The organism is Chthoniobacterales bacterium (genome assembly GCA_039930045.1).
GTDB lineage: Bacteria > Verrucomicrobiota > Verrucomicrobiia > Chthoniobacterales > DASVRZ01 > DASVRZ01.
This window is the reverse complement of sequence record JBDSQB010000012.1, coordinates 100405-118241: the sequence shown is the minus strand read 5'-3', so window position 1 is coordinate 118241 and position 17837 is coordinate 100405. Positions and strand designations below refer to the sequence as shown.

The window sequence follows — 17837 nt, the reverse complement described above, 5'->3', positions numbered from 1 at the left end:
ATGTCAGAGGCCATTCAGAGTGTAACGCAAAGTATAGGAAGTCGCAGTTACGCGATAGGTATCCAAGACATCTGGGCCACAACTGGCGGTGCCGAGGCCGCGGTGCGCGGCATCCAGATATAGAATGGTTTCCGCACGAGGTTGCAGCTCCGTCGTGTGCTTGGCGACATAGAGATCCTCAGCAGTGAGATGACTGGCGTTAAAATCAAAGAGTGGATCTGCCTTGAAGTGCAGCGATGGTAAATCGTGGCTGCTGCCTAGCTCCAGCCAGCGCACGTCGGTATGATGTCCGTGCTCCTGCGGCATGACGTAATCAACGTATTCCGCAGACACCGTCGTCTGGTTGCAAGCTACGAAGCTCCCCGCTTTTCGGTCGCTGTAGTTCTCGGTCGGGCCACGACCAAAATAGGAAAGCTTTTCGTAACCGGAAACGAGATCCAGCCGGATTCCCACGCGCGGCAAATCCGTCATATCGGCTTCACCGAAAGTGATTTCGTTTTCCACAACCAATCTGCCATCCGGGTGCAAGGTGTAACCATGCGTGTGCTCACAGTCCGTCCATTGGTTACGGCCGGATGCCGTATGAGATAAGGTGACCGTCACAGAGCCGTCTTGATTCGACTTCCATTCGAATCTTCCAGGTCGATGCTGGAGCGGCTGTGTGATGAGCCCAAGTTTTTGCCAGCGGCCCAACGGTTTGTAATCTTGGCCACTCCAAAGTTTTAAGCCGTCGTTGTCCGTGGCGGCGCGGTTCAGTTCGACCAACGGACCGCGTGCCAACAATTCCACTCCATTCACCCGAATCGATGAAAGCATCGTGGAGGCAGAGTCGAATGTGACTACTGTTTTTCCGATGGTGAGACGCAGGCCGCCAAGTATTTCCTCGGCGAGAACGGACCCGGTCGCATTCTGGGCTGGGGCATACTGGACAGCCTTTGGCGGAGTGGCGAGCACGAGTTGGGTCGATGCGACTTCGTGTCCTTGTTTCGCGTAGGTATTGTCGCGGACGGTCGTCCAACGCACCGTTAGATGGGCTTCGGACCCGGCTGGTAACTCGCCGAGCGCGAGTGGAATCTCCTTCGTTTCTCCCGGAGCCAGCGCCAGCTCTGGAAGTGTGCCCGTCTTGTTAGAAACTCCATCGATGAGAAGCGTCCATTCTCCCCGCAGATGAGAAAGACAAATAAAGTCGTGATCATTTATAACACGGATGCGATCGGAGTGGCCTTCGACGGTTTCAACCGAGACCGGTTGCGCCAGATGTTTGAATTCCCACATGGCAGGATGCGGGACGCGGTCGGCAGAGACGAGCCCATCGCAGACGAAGTTGGCGTCATTCGGCACATCGCCGAAATCACCGCCATAAGCCATGTATTCGCGGCCATCTGCAGTTTTCATGCGCAAGCCATGATCGAGCCATTCCCAGATGAAGCCGCCTTGGATGCCTGGTTTGGTTTTGAAGAGATGAAAGTAGTCGGATAACGAGCCATTGGAGTTGCCCATGGCGTGCGAGTATTCGCAAAGAATCACCGGCCGGGCCAATGGATGCAGCGGGACGCGAGAGCCGGAGCCGCGGTCGCAGCCTTTGCGGTGGACTTCCATTTGGATCTGAAGTGCTTTTTGCGTGGCATCATCCATCCAGGGAGTCGTCGCCGGACGCCAGTATTTCGTGACGAGATCACTCCAATCCGACAGCTCGGTAATGTTAGAATACATGGGACAAATCAGATCGCTGACGGCGGCGCCATCCTGCCAGCTCACTTTGCTTTGCCCCGAAATCCCACCTTCATAATGAATCAAACGACTGGGGTCGTACGCTCGCAACCAGCCTGCACAGGCGTCGTGGTTCGTGCCGTGGCCTGATTCATTTCCCAGCGACCACGCAATGATGGACGAATGATTTTTGTCGCGAATGGCCATGCGCATCACGCGGTCGAGCCAAGCCGTGGTGTAGCGAGGATTGTTGCAAAGTTCGTTATGGAAATCGTGTGACTCGATATTTGCCTCGTCGATGACGTACAAACCGTATTCGTCACAAAGATCTAGCCAGCGAGGGTCGTTCGGGTAATGCGACGTGCGGACGGCATTGAAGTTAAACTGCTTCATCAGCGTCACATCCTGAATGAGCGTCTCATACGGGACCGCCTTGCCAAAGTCCGGATGATGGTCATGGCGATTGACGCCTTTGATGAGAATGCGCCGCCCATTAACTAACAAATCCCGGCCAACGATTTCGATGCGACGAAATCCCAGTCGAGTTACGGTGTATTCAGCACCATGCGGCGAATTCAGGCTAATGAGAGCGGTGTAAAGAGCGGGAGTTTCATGCGACCATAGTTGAAGGTTTTCAACCGGGATTTCCTCCGAGAAACTCGCCAGGAATCGATTGTGACTCAACTGTTCGCGTTGGCTCGAGACGTTCTTTTGGACGGCAGTTTTGAAAACGGGCCGCCCTTGAGGATCGAGTAACTGAAGTTCCACAATCGCGTTCTCATGTAAGCCTTCTGCATAGCCAAGTTGAACGTCCAGCGACAGTGTGGCCGTGCCAAGATCCGCGCTCAATTCTGGGCGGGCGTAAATCTCGGAAATGAACGTCAGCGGTGTGGTGAAAAGAAATACTTCGCGATGCAACCCGGAAAGCCACCATTGGTCTTGATCCTCGATGAAGGAAGCGTCCGACCATTTAATCACACAGGCAATCAGTTCGTTTTCCTGACCAATTCGGATGAGCGGAGTTAGATCGAACTCTGCGGGAAGGCAGGAGTCTTTACTTAACCCCACTGCCAAGCCGTTGAGATAGACGGCCAGAACGCTGGTCGCTCCGCCGAAGTGAATCACAACTCGCTGGTTTGCCCACTCTGCGGGTGCGGTAAACACCTTGCGGTAAACACCGGTCGGGTTAACGGCCGGAACATGGGGCGGCTCCTCCCGAAACGGCATCTGCACATTGGTATAGTGAGGACGGCCATGGCCCTGCATTTCCAAGTTTCCGGGCACTTGGATAGTCCCCCAATCGGCACTGTCCGTGGCAAGATTTTCTATCAATCGAAAAGCGTCATCAGGATTGGACTCACACCGAAATTGCCATTCACCATTTAAGGATAAAATCCACGGAGATTGCATCGGCGCGTGGCTCAACGCCTGCTCAGCACTGGGAAAATGGGTGAACGTTGCACGCGGCGGGAGCTTGTTGAGGGAGGTCAGTTCGGGAGCTTCCCAAACCATTAGTTGTCGTTCTTTAAACATGCTGTCTTTTGTATTGGGAATGGGATCGCTCCGAGGATTGGTCGCTGAAAATTGACTCTGTTGCTCGCCTCATTATTTGCGCAGTGCAACTCGGATTCCATTCTATAATATGATTCGGGGCTTCCTTGCTTCGCGAATCCTTACAGAGCACCCTGCGCGAAACTTATATGTCTGAACGTATTGATCTGAATGGAACTTGGAAAGTTCGCTGGTATGACAACCAACGAGGTGATCGCCACACGCGTTTGTTCGAGCCAGACGCCGTGCTTGATCGGGCGTGGGACGCTCAAGTGCCAGGCGAGATTCACGAAGATCTCATTCGTCTCGGGCTGATCAAAGAGCCAACTTTGGGTTTGGAATGCCTCAGCGCACGATGGGTCGAGGAAATGTTTTGGCACTATCGGCGATCTTTCCAAAGCTCCAGCCTATTAGTGGGCGAGCGCGCCTGGCTGGTTTTCGAGGGATTGGCACTCGCGGCTGTCATTTATCTCAATGGAAAGGAAGTTGGCAGACACGCGAACTATTTTTATCCCTGCCGACTGGATGTCACCGATCATTTAATCGATGGAGAAAACATCCTTGTGGTCACCGTCGAAAGCGGGCTGGTCCACGCTGCTGACAAACAAACGAAAGGACTGGAACATGTCCCGGATGCCGCTCCTCAGAAGCGTCCCTGGCTGCGCATCGTCCAGAGTTCTCACGGATGGGACTGGTCTCCACGTTTACTGAATGTAGGTATTCATGGAAATGTCTATCTTGAGCGCACTTCTGCTCTTCGCATCGAAACCTTGGTCGTACTGGCCAAACTAGATTCGCAACTAGAACGCGGCTCGGTTACAGCGAGGCTGATTGTGGAGGGATTTATAGAAACGAAAGTAACGCTGACTGTCTCCCTGCCTGAAAAGGATTTAACTCAAACCATCGAGTTTGTCGTGAAGCCAGGAACCAATCGACTGGAAGCAGTTATCGACGTGGAGCGACCGGAACTTTGGTGGCCAATCGGTCATGGAGCGCAGCCACTTTACACGGTGAACGCCAAGCTTTCATGGGATGGAAATGAATGGGTAGATTCCCGTCGAATCGGATTCCGCCACGTCCGCATCAATCAGGAGCCGCATCCCGAGCAGGGCCATTATTTCATCGTGGAAATCAACGGAAAGCCGATCTTCTGCAAAGGTGGAAATTTCGTTCCGGCTGATATTATTTTTAACCGAATCAACCGCGAACGCTATGTGACCTTGATCGATCGCGCGGTGGAATCCAACTGCAATTTCCTGCGCATCTGGGGTGGGGGACTATACGAGAGCGACGAATTTTACGACCTCTGCAATGAACGCGGCATCCTGGTTTGGCAGGAGTTTATTTTCGCCTGCAATCGTTATCCTGGATACGACGAAGCCTTTTACAATGATGTTAGAAAAGAAGCCATTCATCATATTAGAAGGCTGGCTCATCATCCGAGCCTGATCATCTGGTGCGGAAACAACGAAATGGAATGGGGAGGCTTGGAATGGGGTTGGGAAAAAGGAATTGTGGCACCGGATTACGTTCTATTTCACCGGTTGTTGCCTTCCCTGTTGCGCGAGGAGGATGGCACACGCTACTACCAGCCTAGTTCCCCTTTTTCACCAGATGGCGCTCCTCCCAATGCGGATGAAAGTGGCGATCAACATCCATGGAATATTGGTTTTGCCGATAACGACTTCCGTAAGTATCGAGAGATGATTTGCCGTTTTCCGAATGAAGGCGGCATCCTCGGCCCCAACGCTCTTCAAACGGTAATGGCCTGCCTGCCGCCAGGCATGGATCAGCCGGGATCATTCGCATGGGAACTGCATGACAACAGCGTCTCCTTCTGGGGAGGCAGCAAACCGTATCCTGATGAAATGCTCGAGTTTTGGCTGGGTAAAAGCATCGATACCATGAGTGTGGAAGATTACGTTTATTGGGGAGGACTGTTGCAGGGCATCGGGTTGAGTGAATACGTTAAGAATTTTCGTCGGCGCATGTTTGACAGCTCGGCAGCGATATTTTGGATGTATAATGACACTTGGCCGACCACGAGAAGCTGGACCATTGTGGATTATTATTTGCGCCGCACACCTGCCTTTTGGCCGGTAAAACGAGCTTATGCACCTGTCGCAGTTGTTGTGACGCGCGAATCCGACTTTGTTCGCATCTATGGAATCAATGAGGGCCCCGAAATATCAATGGAACTCCGATGTGGTCTATTCGCGCTAGATGGAGGCTATCCACTCAATCTAACCTCGGTTGTAAATCTTCCGGAGAACGCTAGTACGATCATTGCGGAATTCGATGCGGCTCAATGGGATTCTCTCGGCACTACGACTCATGTGGCCTACGCTTTGTTGAAACAAGGTGACATTGAAGTGGCTCGCGATACTCTCTTTCTCCCGCTGTTTAAGGAAATGAAATGGCCGGAGAGTCAGCTTCGTATTCGACAAATCGAGGGAAAGGCTATTTTTGAAAGCGATACCTTCGCCTGGCGGGTATGTCTTGATCTTGAAGGTGACACCGCTTTGCCGGATAATTTCTTTGACGTTTACCCAGGAATACCAACCACGCTGGATTGGCCCGCGAATCTAGCTACTCCCAAAGTCATTCGGATCGGAAATTCCTAGCTGTTATGTTCGCCTCCCCGCAAATTCCGGAGCCGTCTAACCGCGTGGCACGCTTCGAAAGACTCGGCTATGGACTCTTCATTCATTGGGGACTCTATTCACAGCTAGGTCAGGGAGAATGGATTCAACATCACAAAGGTATCTCGGTTAGCGACTATGAGAAGCTTGCCGGAAATTTCACGGCTGCGGATTTCGATGCCCGGGCATTTGCCCGTTTGGCACGAGAGAGCGGCATGCGCTACATCACTCTAACCACGCGACATCACGACGGATTTTCTCTCTACGACACAAGAGGACTTTCCACTTTCGATTCACCGCATTCTCCGGCTGGAAGAGACATCGTCGCCGAGTTCGTGGAAGCGTGTCGCGCCGAGGATATTGTTCCATTTCTCTACCATACCACTCTGGATTGGAGATGGGGCTCGGCGAATTGCAGTGAATCCAAGTTCGATGACTATCTCGACTATCTCCACGCGTCTGTGGAAGTGCTATGTCGAAACTACGGAGAGATCGGTGGATTTTGGTTTGACGGTAATTGGTCACGCGAGCACGCGGATTGGAAGGAAGACCGTCTCTTTGAAATAATCCGCCGTTTCCAGCCAGAGGCAATGATCATCAACAATACGGGTTTGGATGCTCAAGGTGCGAAAGGGCATCCGGAAATTGATAGCACGACCTTTGAACAAGGACTACCCATTGCTCCGGATCGCCGCGGCTGGTCTAAGTATGTCGCCGGGGAAATGTGCGAAACGATGAACAGCCATTGGGGAATCGGCGCTCGCGATTACAACTTCAAGAGTCCTGCGGCAATTATTCAGCATCTCTGCGCCTGCCGCAGAGTCGGTGCCAACTATCTTCTTAACATAGGGCCAACCGCTACGGGCGGCATTCCCGCTTATGAAGCCGCCGCACTGAGAATAGTTGGAAAATGGATCGAGTCACATGGCGATCTGATTTACGATGCGCGACCGTTTGACGCCAGATGCGAGGGAAAAGATTTTGTTCTTCATGACGAAGGACGTTTCTTTTATTTCGCGCATGATCTCGGACGCCGTGGGGATGCTCATGTAGTGAAACACGGAAACAGTAACGCGTCCCGTATCATCGATTATCTACCCGTTGGCATTCAAAGCGTTCGATGGCTGGATGATTGTACACCGGGAATCTTCAGCCAAAGCTCCGATGGAAAAGTAACCCTCAACTGCGAAGGTTACGACTACGGGATTGATATGGTGGTAAGAGTGGCCGAACTCACCGCCTAGCTATGAGCGGCGGCTTAAAGCAAACGGTTCTCGCGTATGACGCTGGAATACCACAGAGCGCTTAATTTCGGAGTGCGTTTTTGCGTGGAATAGTCATTATGAACAATCCCAAACCTTCTGGTATAGCCGTCCTTCCACTCGAAGTTATCCATTAGCGACCAGAGGAAGTAGCCGTGAATGGGCACGCCGTCCTGAATCGCTCGATGTAGCTCAGACAGATAGTTCCGGACCAGATCGCGACGATGCAAGTCGTTCACTTGACCTGCGACTACAGGTTCGTCGTCATAGCCGCATCCATTTTCAGTAATGTAAATAGCTTGAACCCCATAACACTCACACGCGAGTCGGGGTCCCCAATAGAGTACCTGCGGCATGACCTTTAACCAGGGACACGTCGTGGACGGATAATCCGCGGGGAATTCCATCTGCTCGTAGGGCATGTTGTTTCCTGCGCGAATGTAGCATCCGGTATAAATATTCAGCCCAAGGAAATCCGTCGATTGACTGATCAACTCCATATCGCCCAGAGCCACTTCAGGTCGGTCAGCCCCGCAACGTTTAATATATTCGTCCGAATATCGACCTGTAAAAATGGGTTCCAGAATATGAGCATTCTTCTCGATAAACCAAGCCTTGGCGGCGGCTATGTCCGTGGCAGTTTCCGTGACAGGAACCGGAACATCAGGATTATCGGTGATTCCTACCCGAGCGTCGGTTCCGCCATATTTGCGAACTGCTTTCACGGCATATCCGTGGGCGAGTAAGGCGTGATGATAGGTTTGATTAACCACTTTAGCTGATTCAAAAACGCCGGGTGCCATCCAGCCTTCACCATACCCGAAGAGTGTGAAGCACCGGATCTCATTCAAGGTAATCCAGTTTTTAACCCGATCACCCAGCGCCTTGACGATCATTTCCGCATAAACGGCGAAAGCCTCGGGAACAATTCGTGAGCGCCAACCGCCGCGATCTTCCAATGCTTGCGGTAAATCCCAGTGAAAGAGCGTTACCCACGGCGTGATGCCATGCTCAAGCAAACTATCAATCAGCCGATTGTAGAAATCCAGTCCCTCCTGATTGATCGCGCCGTCTCCCTGCGGATAAATGCGTGGCCAGGAAATCGAGAAGCGATAATGCTGGATACCTAACTGGCGCATCATTGCGAAATCTTCCGGATAGCGGTGATAATGATCGCAGGCCACATCTAGGGTATCGCCATTGAGCACCTTGCCCGGCACCCTCGCCATGCGATCCCAGATCGATTCTCCCTTGCCACCTTCGAATGCGGCTCCTTCGATTTGCGCTGCTGCGGTAGCCACACCCCAAACGAAGTCATTTGGGAAACTAATATGCCGTGGAGAGGGAGTGATGCTCACTGCAAAAAAGAGGGGAGTTGGAGTCGATTCTTAGGATTCATGGCTCAGGGTTTATGAGATCCGATCGTAAACATCCAGAGTAATCACCGCGTCCAGAGGTTCTCCGTGGATATACTTCGTTATGTTGCGGACCGCAGCTTCTCCGCAATCGCGCAGACGATCTGTTGTGGGGCCTGCGATGTGCGGCAGAAGCGTCACATTATGCAAGCCTCGCAATGGATTATCCGCACTCAATGGCTCCTCGTCAAAAACATCGAGTGCCACCTGCAGATTGCCTTCGCGAGCGATCTCAACGAGTGCCTCGGTATCCACCACAGCGGAGCGGCCCGTGTTTACAAAGACGCCATCGGGAGGCAGCATTCGGAGAAGCTCGCCCGTTACACTGCGACGGGTTTCCTCCGTATTAGCTGCGAGTTCGATGATAATCTGCGAAGTGGAAAATAGCTCCTCGAGCGAGTTGCACCGCTGGACTCCATGCTGGCGGAGAACCGAGTCACTCACATACGGATCGTAGCTGGAAACGGAGCAGCCAAAGGGTTTGGCCAGCTTGACATACTCCCTGGCGATATTTCCAAAGCCATGGATGCCGATGCGTCGTCCAAACAGACTGGCTGCCGAATCGGTGGTTTTCCACTGCTTTTCCACATGCATGCCGAGGGCAAACTGCGTCACTCGTCTCAAGGCGCAGAGGGTCAGCATCAGAGTGCATTCGGCAACCGTCCGACTAATGGAAGTCCCCCAATTGGTCACCATCAGACCGCGCTCGATGAGTTCCCTGGGAATCGTATTCCGAACCTCCCCTGTTAGATGGCAGACATAATCCAGCTTGGGCTGCGGCCACACGGGAATGCGAGGTGTTCCCCAACCGGAAACAATCACTCCCGGTTCATAGTCGGCGAGTTCTTTTTCCCAATTATCATAGCGCAATTCCGGATCGTACATGCGCACATCCTCCACCAGATCGTTCAGTCGGTTCAGCAGATCGTTGGGAAGAAACCCCTGCCTGCGCTCTTCCGTTATCGCGACGAGCACGCGAGGCTTACTATCGTGGCGAGACATCAAACTCCAGCTTGCCAAAGTATCCGTGTAGGTCCGACTACCCACTGTAAACGAAATGAATTTATCGTAGTGGGACGAGTCGCACTCTTTTCGGAAAAAAATCGTGCATGCATTGTCTGGCATTGGTAGCTGCGCTTGCTGCTCTCGGCTAGGTCCGCGTGATTCTCATTATAGGACCGGAGGCGCAATAAATGTCCTTGGCGTGCTATAACTAGAATTACAGTTACATTGTGTGTTTCGCAGTCGGTGGGATTCTGCGGACCTGATCCCTCTATGAAATTCAAATCCTCTGCTTCCCTCATCAATCGCTTCACTCCTGTCGCGAAAACCGCATTGATTTTCGCCGTTGCCGCCGCACTTGGTCATTCATCGGAGGCTGCTGATACCACCCATGTTTTGACCCCTGCAGCCACGAACAACTGGACCACGGCGACTTTCACCAACCCGTCAGCCACTTGGTCGAACACTGGCATCGCTGGAGATTTCCTCACCTATAACACTACCACGGCCACTCTGCCGCTCGACACGCTGACGCTCGACACGAACATTATCACGGGCGGCATCAAGCAGACAAACACCGGCGCGCTGACCATCGCTGTGAGTGGTGTAAACGCCTTTACGATGAACGGCACTGGAATCAGCGCGGCCAACAACGGCTTTGGAAATGCCAATACAGCGGTGATCTCTACTTCCAGCAGTGGCGCGCTCATTGTCAATCCAAACCTTGTTCTGGTGACCAACACGGACGTTGGCGCTACTAACACCGGGCCAATCACCCTCGGCGGCACCATTACCGCTTCCGCAGACAGCACGTTGAGTTTCCGCGCGAACAGCAGTGGGACTATTACCGCTAATGGTAACATCGGCGCGAGCGGCAACAACATCAGCATTAGCAATGTTGGTACGGGCACAGGACTGGTAACTCTTTCGGGTAATCTGGGCACCTCTGTTTTGAGCGTAACTCAGAACGGTACATCGTCACTTACCTTGGCCGGCGCGAACATCTATACCGGCGCAACGACCGTGAATGCGGGCACACTGACGTTGACTGGCTCTCTGAGTTCCAGCAGTTCCCTCACCATGGGCGGCGGCACATTCTCTTACAGCAAAGCGGGCACTAACTCACAAACGGTCGCGGGACTTACATTAAACTCGGGCGGATCGACGGTTAACAACACTGTTGGCACCGACACTCTGACCTTGGGTGCGATTGGGCGCTCCGTAGCCGGTGCCGCAGTCAACTTCGGAACCGCTACTGGTGCAATTACCACCACATCCACTAACGTCAACAGCATCATCGGGCCTTGGGCTTCGTTTGGCACCGGCACCAGCTTGAAGTATGCGGTTGGTTCCACCGCAGGTGCGGCCACTAACATCACTGGCCTCACCGGAACCACGGCGACGGCAGGAACCTTGGCCAACGTCACCAGCGCTACGGGCAACTTTGAATACAGCGCGGCCGCCACCACGTCTTCAAATCTGACCGCCAACACCTTGCGCTACTCTACAGGTGGGAACACGACCACGGCTATCGGGGCGGGAAATACTCTCACGCTCAATGGATTGATGAATGCTGGCGCTGGCACGCTGACCATTTCCGGTGGGCCTTCGACCGGTGGCATCATCATCGGCTCCAACAACGAATTAGTCATCACGGCTAATACACGGGCCACCACCATCTCGGCAGTCATCGCCAACGGAGGCGCGGCGGGTTCGGTTACATACGGGGGACCAAGTGCTGGCGTGCTCACCCTCTCTGGTGCGAACATTTACAGTGGCGGTACGACCTTGAACGGAGGGACGTTGAACATCGACAACGGAGCGACGGGTACGACCACCTCCTCTGCCATCGGCACAGGCAACTTCACAATTGCGGGTGGCACCATCAACTCCTCGGTAGCAGGAATCGCTCTGGGTACCAATAACGCGCAAAGCTGGAACGGCGACTTTACCTTCACCGGAACCAATAGCCTGGACTTGGGCACTGGCGCGGTAACTCTTAACGCCAACCGCACCGTTACAGTTACCGCTAATACTCTGACCTTGGGCGGCAGCATTAGTGGCTTTACTTTGACCAAGGCAGGCACGGGCACCCTCGCACTCTCTGGCAACAACACGGCTGGCACGGCGGGCATATTCGTGGCGGCCGGCATCCTCGACTTGCTATCGACCACGGCCCTCGGCAGCGGCGCCCTTACCCTTAGCGCCTCTAACCAGAACACCACCGGTGCCACGATTCTCAACAGCACCGGAGCTGCGCTGACGCTTGCGAACGCGACTCCCATTACTCTTGGCTATGGCACCTTCGGCGCGGCGGCGAATACGGGTGGCAATGGCGACATCACCTTCGGCGCGGGTGCGGTCACGACGAGCGGTGTTTATACCGAGACCCTCCTTGGCACAGGATCGACCTTCAAATTTAACGGTGCCTTCACCAATACCGCCGGCAATGCGGGCTTAACTATCAATGGCCCTGGCAATACGCTGATTTTTGGCGGCTCAACCTTCACGGTCCAGTCGAGTGCGAATGCCAACTCAGGAACCGCCATCGGCGGCACCGCCAACGTCAGTATCCTCGGTAACGTCCAGAATGGCCCGACCGTGTCCGGTTCATTAACATATCAAGGCACCGGAACCCTGACGCTGGCTGGTACGAACACTCAGACCGGCAGCACGACAATCTCTTCCGGCACCGTGCAGTATAACGGCGCGGCGGCGATGAGCACTGGCTCGGCGATCACCTTCACCAGTGGCGCGACGATGAGCCTGAAGGCGGATGCGGACACCACGTTCACGCCTTTGAGTCTTAATGCTTTTTCTGGCACGAGCACCTATAACTTCCTCGTCAATAGCCTGAACTCTCCGACGGGGGATGGGCACACTCTCACGCTGAATGGCCAGACCGGCAATGCTAACGCAACCAATGCCACCATCAATGTCACCAGCACCACCGGCGACACGCTGAAATTCGGCTCATCGGCTTTCCAGCTCAGCAGCAGCATCGGATTCGGCCTTGGAAATACCACTGCCTTTAATCTGACCGGAGCAAACGTAATCTTGAGCGGGTTGAGTAATTCTGCGTCCAACCAATACGCAAACATCACTGTGGCGAGCACCACCAACAACGACCTGACGATCAACGGCGTCGTTTCTTCCAATAACAGTCGGACTCTCGCTGCGACGGTAACCAGCGGCTCGCTGACTCTCAATAACACGGTTACCCTCGGAACAGGCTCGTCAAACTGGCAAGTCTTTCTGAACGGCGGAACGCTGAACCTGAAGAGCGCCGGGGCATTGGTGAACGCAAACGGCAGCAAACTGGATATCACTAGCGGCACCTTGAATAACACGAGTGGCGGGGCTTTGACCGAAACGAGCAATCCCACCCTCGTGATCAACGGCGATTTCGCCTTCAGCACTGCGGGCGGTACCAGCGCGAACAATTTGAATCTCGGCACCGGTGCGACTTCCCTGGGCGCGACTGCCGGAACCACCCGCACGATCACGACTAATGGCTCGGCGACGCTGACAATTGGCGGCGCGATTTCTAACGGCACCACCGCCAACAGCATCACCAAGGCCGGCACCGGCACGCTCGCCCTTACTAGCGCGACCAACGCCTACACAGGTGCAACGACGGTCAGCGCGGGCACCTTAACCACCGGTTCCACGGGTCGTATCAATACCTCCACCAGTGTGACGATTTCCGGCGGCACCCTACTGTTGGCCAACACGGGCAACCAGATCGGAGACTCGGCGGGCGTCACCTTGTCGGGCGGCACTCTCGCCATCGGTGTTGCCGGGCTGAATGAATCGGTTGGGGCACTCACCCTCAGTGCCAACTCGATCATCGACTTCGGCACCCTCGGCACCAGTGGAAGTAAGGATATTCTGACTTTTGCCAGCGCGCTCACCGGGAATTGGGACGATAACGCCATCCTGAAAATCTATAACTGGAGCGGTACTATACTTACTGCAGGCGGAGCGGATCAGCTCATCTTCACTACCAGCACGTTGACCCAAAGCGAATTGGATCACATCCAGTTCTTTAGCGATTCCGGCAGCACTCAGATCGGCACTGGCACCAGTTTCATTTCCACCGAGGTTGTCCCCGTCCCTGAACCTTCCACATGGGTCGCAGGCACACTAACACTGGCGGCTGTGGGCTGGACTCAACGCAAGCAATTGAAAACGCTCCTTCGCGTCGCCTGAATCGATTCAAACTCCGATGAGTCGGCGCTTCAACTTCGCCTTGGCCTGATCGTGATCGAGAAGCATTTGTTCGAGCCTGGAGATTCTGGCATATGGTCTGTGGAGGAACTGACCCAATGAAAGATCGAGAAATCTGAAGCAGACTCGGCGCGGGTTCCGCCGGGTCAATGACTTCCCCCGCAGGTTCAAGAGCCTTTTCCATCGGAAACAGCTCTTGATCCGACGTTTCAACGACATGTCCCGACGCACCAACGACTTGTCCCAACGTTCCCAGTGCTTTTCCCATTGGGACAACTCCTCGTCCTGCCAGACCAAGGACTAATACCGTTGGAACAAACGTGGAATCCGCTGGGGAAAGGCCGAGATCCTTTAGATCAACAACGTGTTCCATTCGGAAGTCGCAAATTTTTCGAGGAGTTGGGCAATTCTATAACTAGGACAATCTGCCGACGAATCGCCGTGGCATTGAGGCATGTCGCATGAGACAGTCGCTGTGATTCTCTTTACTTCCCCTATGAGCAAAAACTTATTCTCCACCGCCCGTTTCCCTTCCATCCTCGCTGGATCGATTGCCACACTCCTCCTCAGCCATTCGGCCCAGTCGGCAGCGCGGACCTGGGTGGGAAATACCCCCCCTCCAGATTGGGTGACCAATGCAAACTGGAATGGCGGGACAGTCCTTGCTACAGGCGATTCGATTACTTTCAACGCAGCCGGAACTCAAGGCGCTTCGCTCACGAACACTCTCACAAATAGTGGTTTCAACATTGCTGGCATCACTTTTTCCGCGACCGCACCTGCCTACACCCAGTCTGGCAACACTTTCAATCTGACTGCTGGCATCACGAACAGCAGTAACTTCCTTCAGACTTTCAATAACACGGGTGGCCTGACCAATAGCGCTTCCTCGACATTCGCAGTCTCAGCGGCAGGTGGCACAACGATCACCAACGGCTTGACGGATACTTCCAATGCCAACCAGACGACCACTGTCAATGGCGCGGGCGGCACTCTCACCTTGGGTTCATTCACGATTAACAGCGGAGCGGCCACCACAACGGCAACGCTCTCTGGCACCGGAAATATTAACATCGCGGGTGCAGTTACGAATGGCGGTGCGGGAGCCAACGGCGTCACGATTAGTAATGCGACTGCCAATACGGCGGTAGTCACATTCGGTGGAACAAATACTTACACCGGCCTGACCTCGGTCGGGACGACAAATGGTGTAAATGGCTCACTTGTTACCACAACTGGTAATCTTGTCATTTCCGGCAACCAGACGGCTGCCACTGGTGGATTGTATGTGGCTGGTAATAGCACGTTGGATATCCGATCGACGACAGCTCTCGGGGCGGGACCGTTAACCATCGGCGCATCCTTCTCAGCAGCGACGGTCCTCAACGGCTCCGGAAGTGCACTAATAGAGACGAATAACGCTCCGATCGTACTTACGACGGCCATCTTTGGTGCTGCAAGAGACACAGGCGGCAATGGCGACATCAATTTCGGCGCGGGCACGCTGAGCTACAGCGGAGTTTTTAATAATCTGCTTCTCGGCGCCGGATCGACCTTTAGGTTTGATGGCGCAGCCTCCAACACGGCGGGCAACGCCGGTGTCGGGATTTATGGTGCCGGCAATACACTGGTCTTTGGCTCATCTCTGACTCTCTCGACAACGACTGGGACCGGAACAACCTTTAACGGTGCCGGCAATGTCTCGTTTCTGGGAACAGCCCAAAACGGCGCGGGCACTTCCTCGCTTGGCTGGTCCAGCACCGGTATCCTCACCATGGCTGGGGCAAATACCTATACCGGCACTACGTCCTTTAACAGTGGGACGGTCAACCTTGACTACACCGGCAATGCCGGGACTAAAATCAGCGGCACGGCCACCGGCGGCAACCTTACCCTCGGTGGATCAGTCATTCTCAACCTGAATGGGGGAAGTACGACAGAAACTGTCAATAACTGGACGTTGAATGCGGGTGCCAATGCCATCAATCGAACCGGTGGCAGCACCGGCAAGATTGTCGCGGCAGGACTTACGCGAAATGCGGGCAGCACTCTGGCGTTGGGCGCGGGGGGCGTCTTGAGCACTACGACCGGAAGTGCAAATACTTTGTTTACCACCACCGCCGGAGTTGTTGGCGTGGTCGGGGGCGATGATTGGGCTGCCAAGGACTCATCTAATTTGAACATCGTAGGGCTCTCGACGACGACTTCAACTTATACTAACAGCACAGGGTCAACAGTCGCAGGAAACACTGACGTCGTTACCAACGTGGCAGGAACGACTCTTTCGGCTTCCACATTACGCTTCAACACCGCCAACGCTCGCACAATCGACGCCACTGGCGGTTCCTTAACCCTGACGCAGGGAGGAGTCTTGGTGACACCAGCGGTGGGCAACAATCTAACCACCATCACTGGCGGAACACTGACTGCAGGCGCGACCAACAAAACCTTAATGGTTTTCCAGAACAACACGGCCAATGGGTTGACCATCGGCTCGACGATTGCTGACAACGGAGCGAATGTAGTCACATTCGTCAAATCCGGTGCGGGACTGTTAACTTTGTCCAACACATCCAACACCTACACGGGCAAGACCTATTTAAACCAAGGTATCACCAACATCGCGGCTGAAACCAGCTTGGGAGCGACTCCAGGGGCTCTGGTGGCCGACCAGTTGACCATGGCGGGAGGCACGCTGCAATTCGGGGCAAACAACATCAGTCTTTCCGCCAATCGAGGGGTAACCTTGATTGGCGCGGGTAATACGATTGATACCAACGGCAATGACGCCACGATCTCGGGAATCATTGCTGGCAGCGGTTTTGGCTTAACGAAAACCGGAGCTGGAACTTTGTTCCTCACTGCGGCCAATAGTTTTTCAGGCCCATTCACAATCAAGGCTGGCGTCGTCAATGCCACAACCTTTGCGGGGACTAACGCCAATAGTTCCTTTGGCAGGGGCGGCACGATCGCCTTCGCCGGAGACTTGGTATTAGACGGGGGACTTTTGCAATACACGGGGGCCACGGCGGTGAGCACGATTCGCCAATATACGCTGACGACCAACGGCGGCGGCTTTGATGCCTCCGGCACCTCAACTGGCGGAGTGACGTTCAGCGGTGCCATGACGGCGTCGGGCAGCAGCGGCACACAGGCGCTGACCTTGACCGGGACAGGAACAGGCACTGCGGCGGGCACTCTTAGCGGCACCATTAATAACGGCTCCGGCAGCAACGTCACCTCTTTGCTCAAGACCGGCACAGGCACTTGGAATGTCTCCGGGGCCAATACTTATACGGGAACGACCAGTGTTCAAAACGGAACGCTCGCCGTGGGGGCCACAGGCGCCATTAGCAACACACTTATCCTGGGTGTTAGTGGTGGCACAACCGGCATTCTAGATGTATCCGCAAAAGCGAGCTTTTCAGAGGCGAACATCTCGGGAAGCGGAACGATGATCATTGGTGCCGGGAAAACCATTACGGCTACGGGCAATGTGGCACCGGGCTTTAGCCCTGGAGCCCTTAACGTGACCGGAAACTTCACTCTAGCCAGCACAGCAGCGACAACCTTGGAAATTGGTGGGACTACGGCTGGAACAACGTTCGATGTCATCAATACCAGCGGCATCTTGAACTATGGTGGCACTCTTACCCTGACCAGTTTTGGAGGTTACAATCTAACCCAGACGGGTAGTTACAATCTATTCACAGCTGGAACATTCTCCAATACGACCGATTTCAGCTCGGTCGCTGTGAGCGGAACCTTTCTGTCTAACTCAGGTGGCGTTTGGACCGGGAGTGATGGAGCAGCGAATTACACCTTCACAGATGCAAACGGCGTATTAGCTGTCACCGCAGTGCCCGAGCCAGGCACCTATGCAATGATCGGAATGGGTGCGGGCTTGTTGTGGTTCGTGCAGCGTAGAAGAAGGGCTGTTTAAGGCCGTAGTAATCGCAAACCAAAAAGGCGGCTTATCGAGCCGTCTTTTTTGGTTTTAGAGGGGTTAGCATGAAGCAAACATT

The 17837-nt window shown here is 54.2% G+C and carries 7 protein-coding genes; 4 read left to right on the top strand and 3 right to left on the bottom strand.

Annotated features, from left to right (window positions below; genetic code table 11):
- Positions 1-3: 3 nt before the first annotated feature.
- Complete coding sequence (locus ABIT76_09710) at positions 4-3222, bottom strand: glycoside hydrolase family 2 TIM barrel-domain containing protein (protein ID MEO7933420.1); 3219 nt, start codon at positions 3220-3222, stop codon at positions 4-6.
- Between the two features lie 146 nt (positions 3223-3368).
- On the opposite strand from ABIT76_09710, the gene ABIT76_09705 reads away from it, so the two are divergent.
- Together ABIT76_09705 and ABIT76_09700 are read left to right on the top strand one after the other, a co-directional pair.
- Positions 3369-5885, top strand: coding sequence for a sugar-binding domain-containing protein (locus ABIT76_09705; protein MEO7933419.1), 2517 nt, complete (start codon positions 3369-3371; stop codon positions 5883-5885).
- A gap of 5 nt (positions 5886-5890) precedes the next feature.
- Positions 5891-7147, top strand: coding sequence for an alpha-L-fucosidase (locus ABIT76_09700; GenBank protein MEO7933418.1), 1257 nt, complete (start codon positions 5891-5893; stop codon positions 7145-7147).
- 14 nt (positions 7148-7161) lie between these two features.
- Here the strand turns inward: ABIT76_09700 and ABIT76_09695 are convergent, their stop codons facing one another.
- Positions 7162-8523, bottom strand: a complete 1362-nt coding sequence (locus ABIT76_09695) for a GH1 family beta-glucosidase (protein ID MEO7933417.1) — start codon at positions 8521-8523, stop codon at positions 7162-7164.
- Between the two features lie 51 nt (positions 8524-8574).
- Positions 8575-9582 (bottom strand): hydroxyacid dehydrogenase, encoded by a 1008-nt coding sequence (locus tag ABIT76_09690; protein ID MEO7933416.1) that lies wholly within the window; start codon positions 9580-9582, stop codon positions 8575-8577.
- A gap of 273 nt (positions 9583-9855) precedes the next feature.
- On the opposite strand from ABIT76_09690, the gene ABIT76_09685 reads away from it, so the two are divergent.
- Together ABIT76_09685 and ABIT76_09680 are read left to right on the top strand one after the other, a co-directional pair.
- On the top strand, positions 9856-13794 hold the full coding sequence (locus ABIT76_09685) for an autotransporter-associated beta strand repeat-containing protein (protein ID MEO7933415.1): 3939 nt from the start codon (positions 9856-9858) through the stop codon (positions 13792-13794).
- Positions 13795-14308: 514 nt separating this feature from the next.
- Entirely contained in the window at positions 14309-17755 is a 3447-nt protein-coding gene (locus ABIT76_09680; GenBank protein ID MEO7933414.1) for an autotransporter-associated beta strand repeat-containing protein, read from the top strand.
- Positions 17756-17837: the final 82 nt, after the last annotated feature.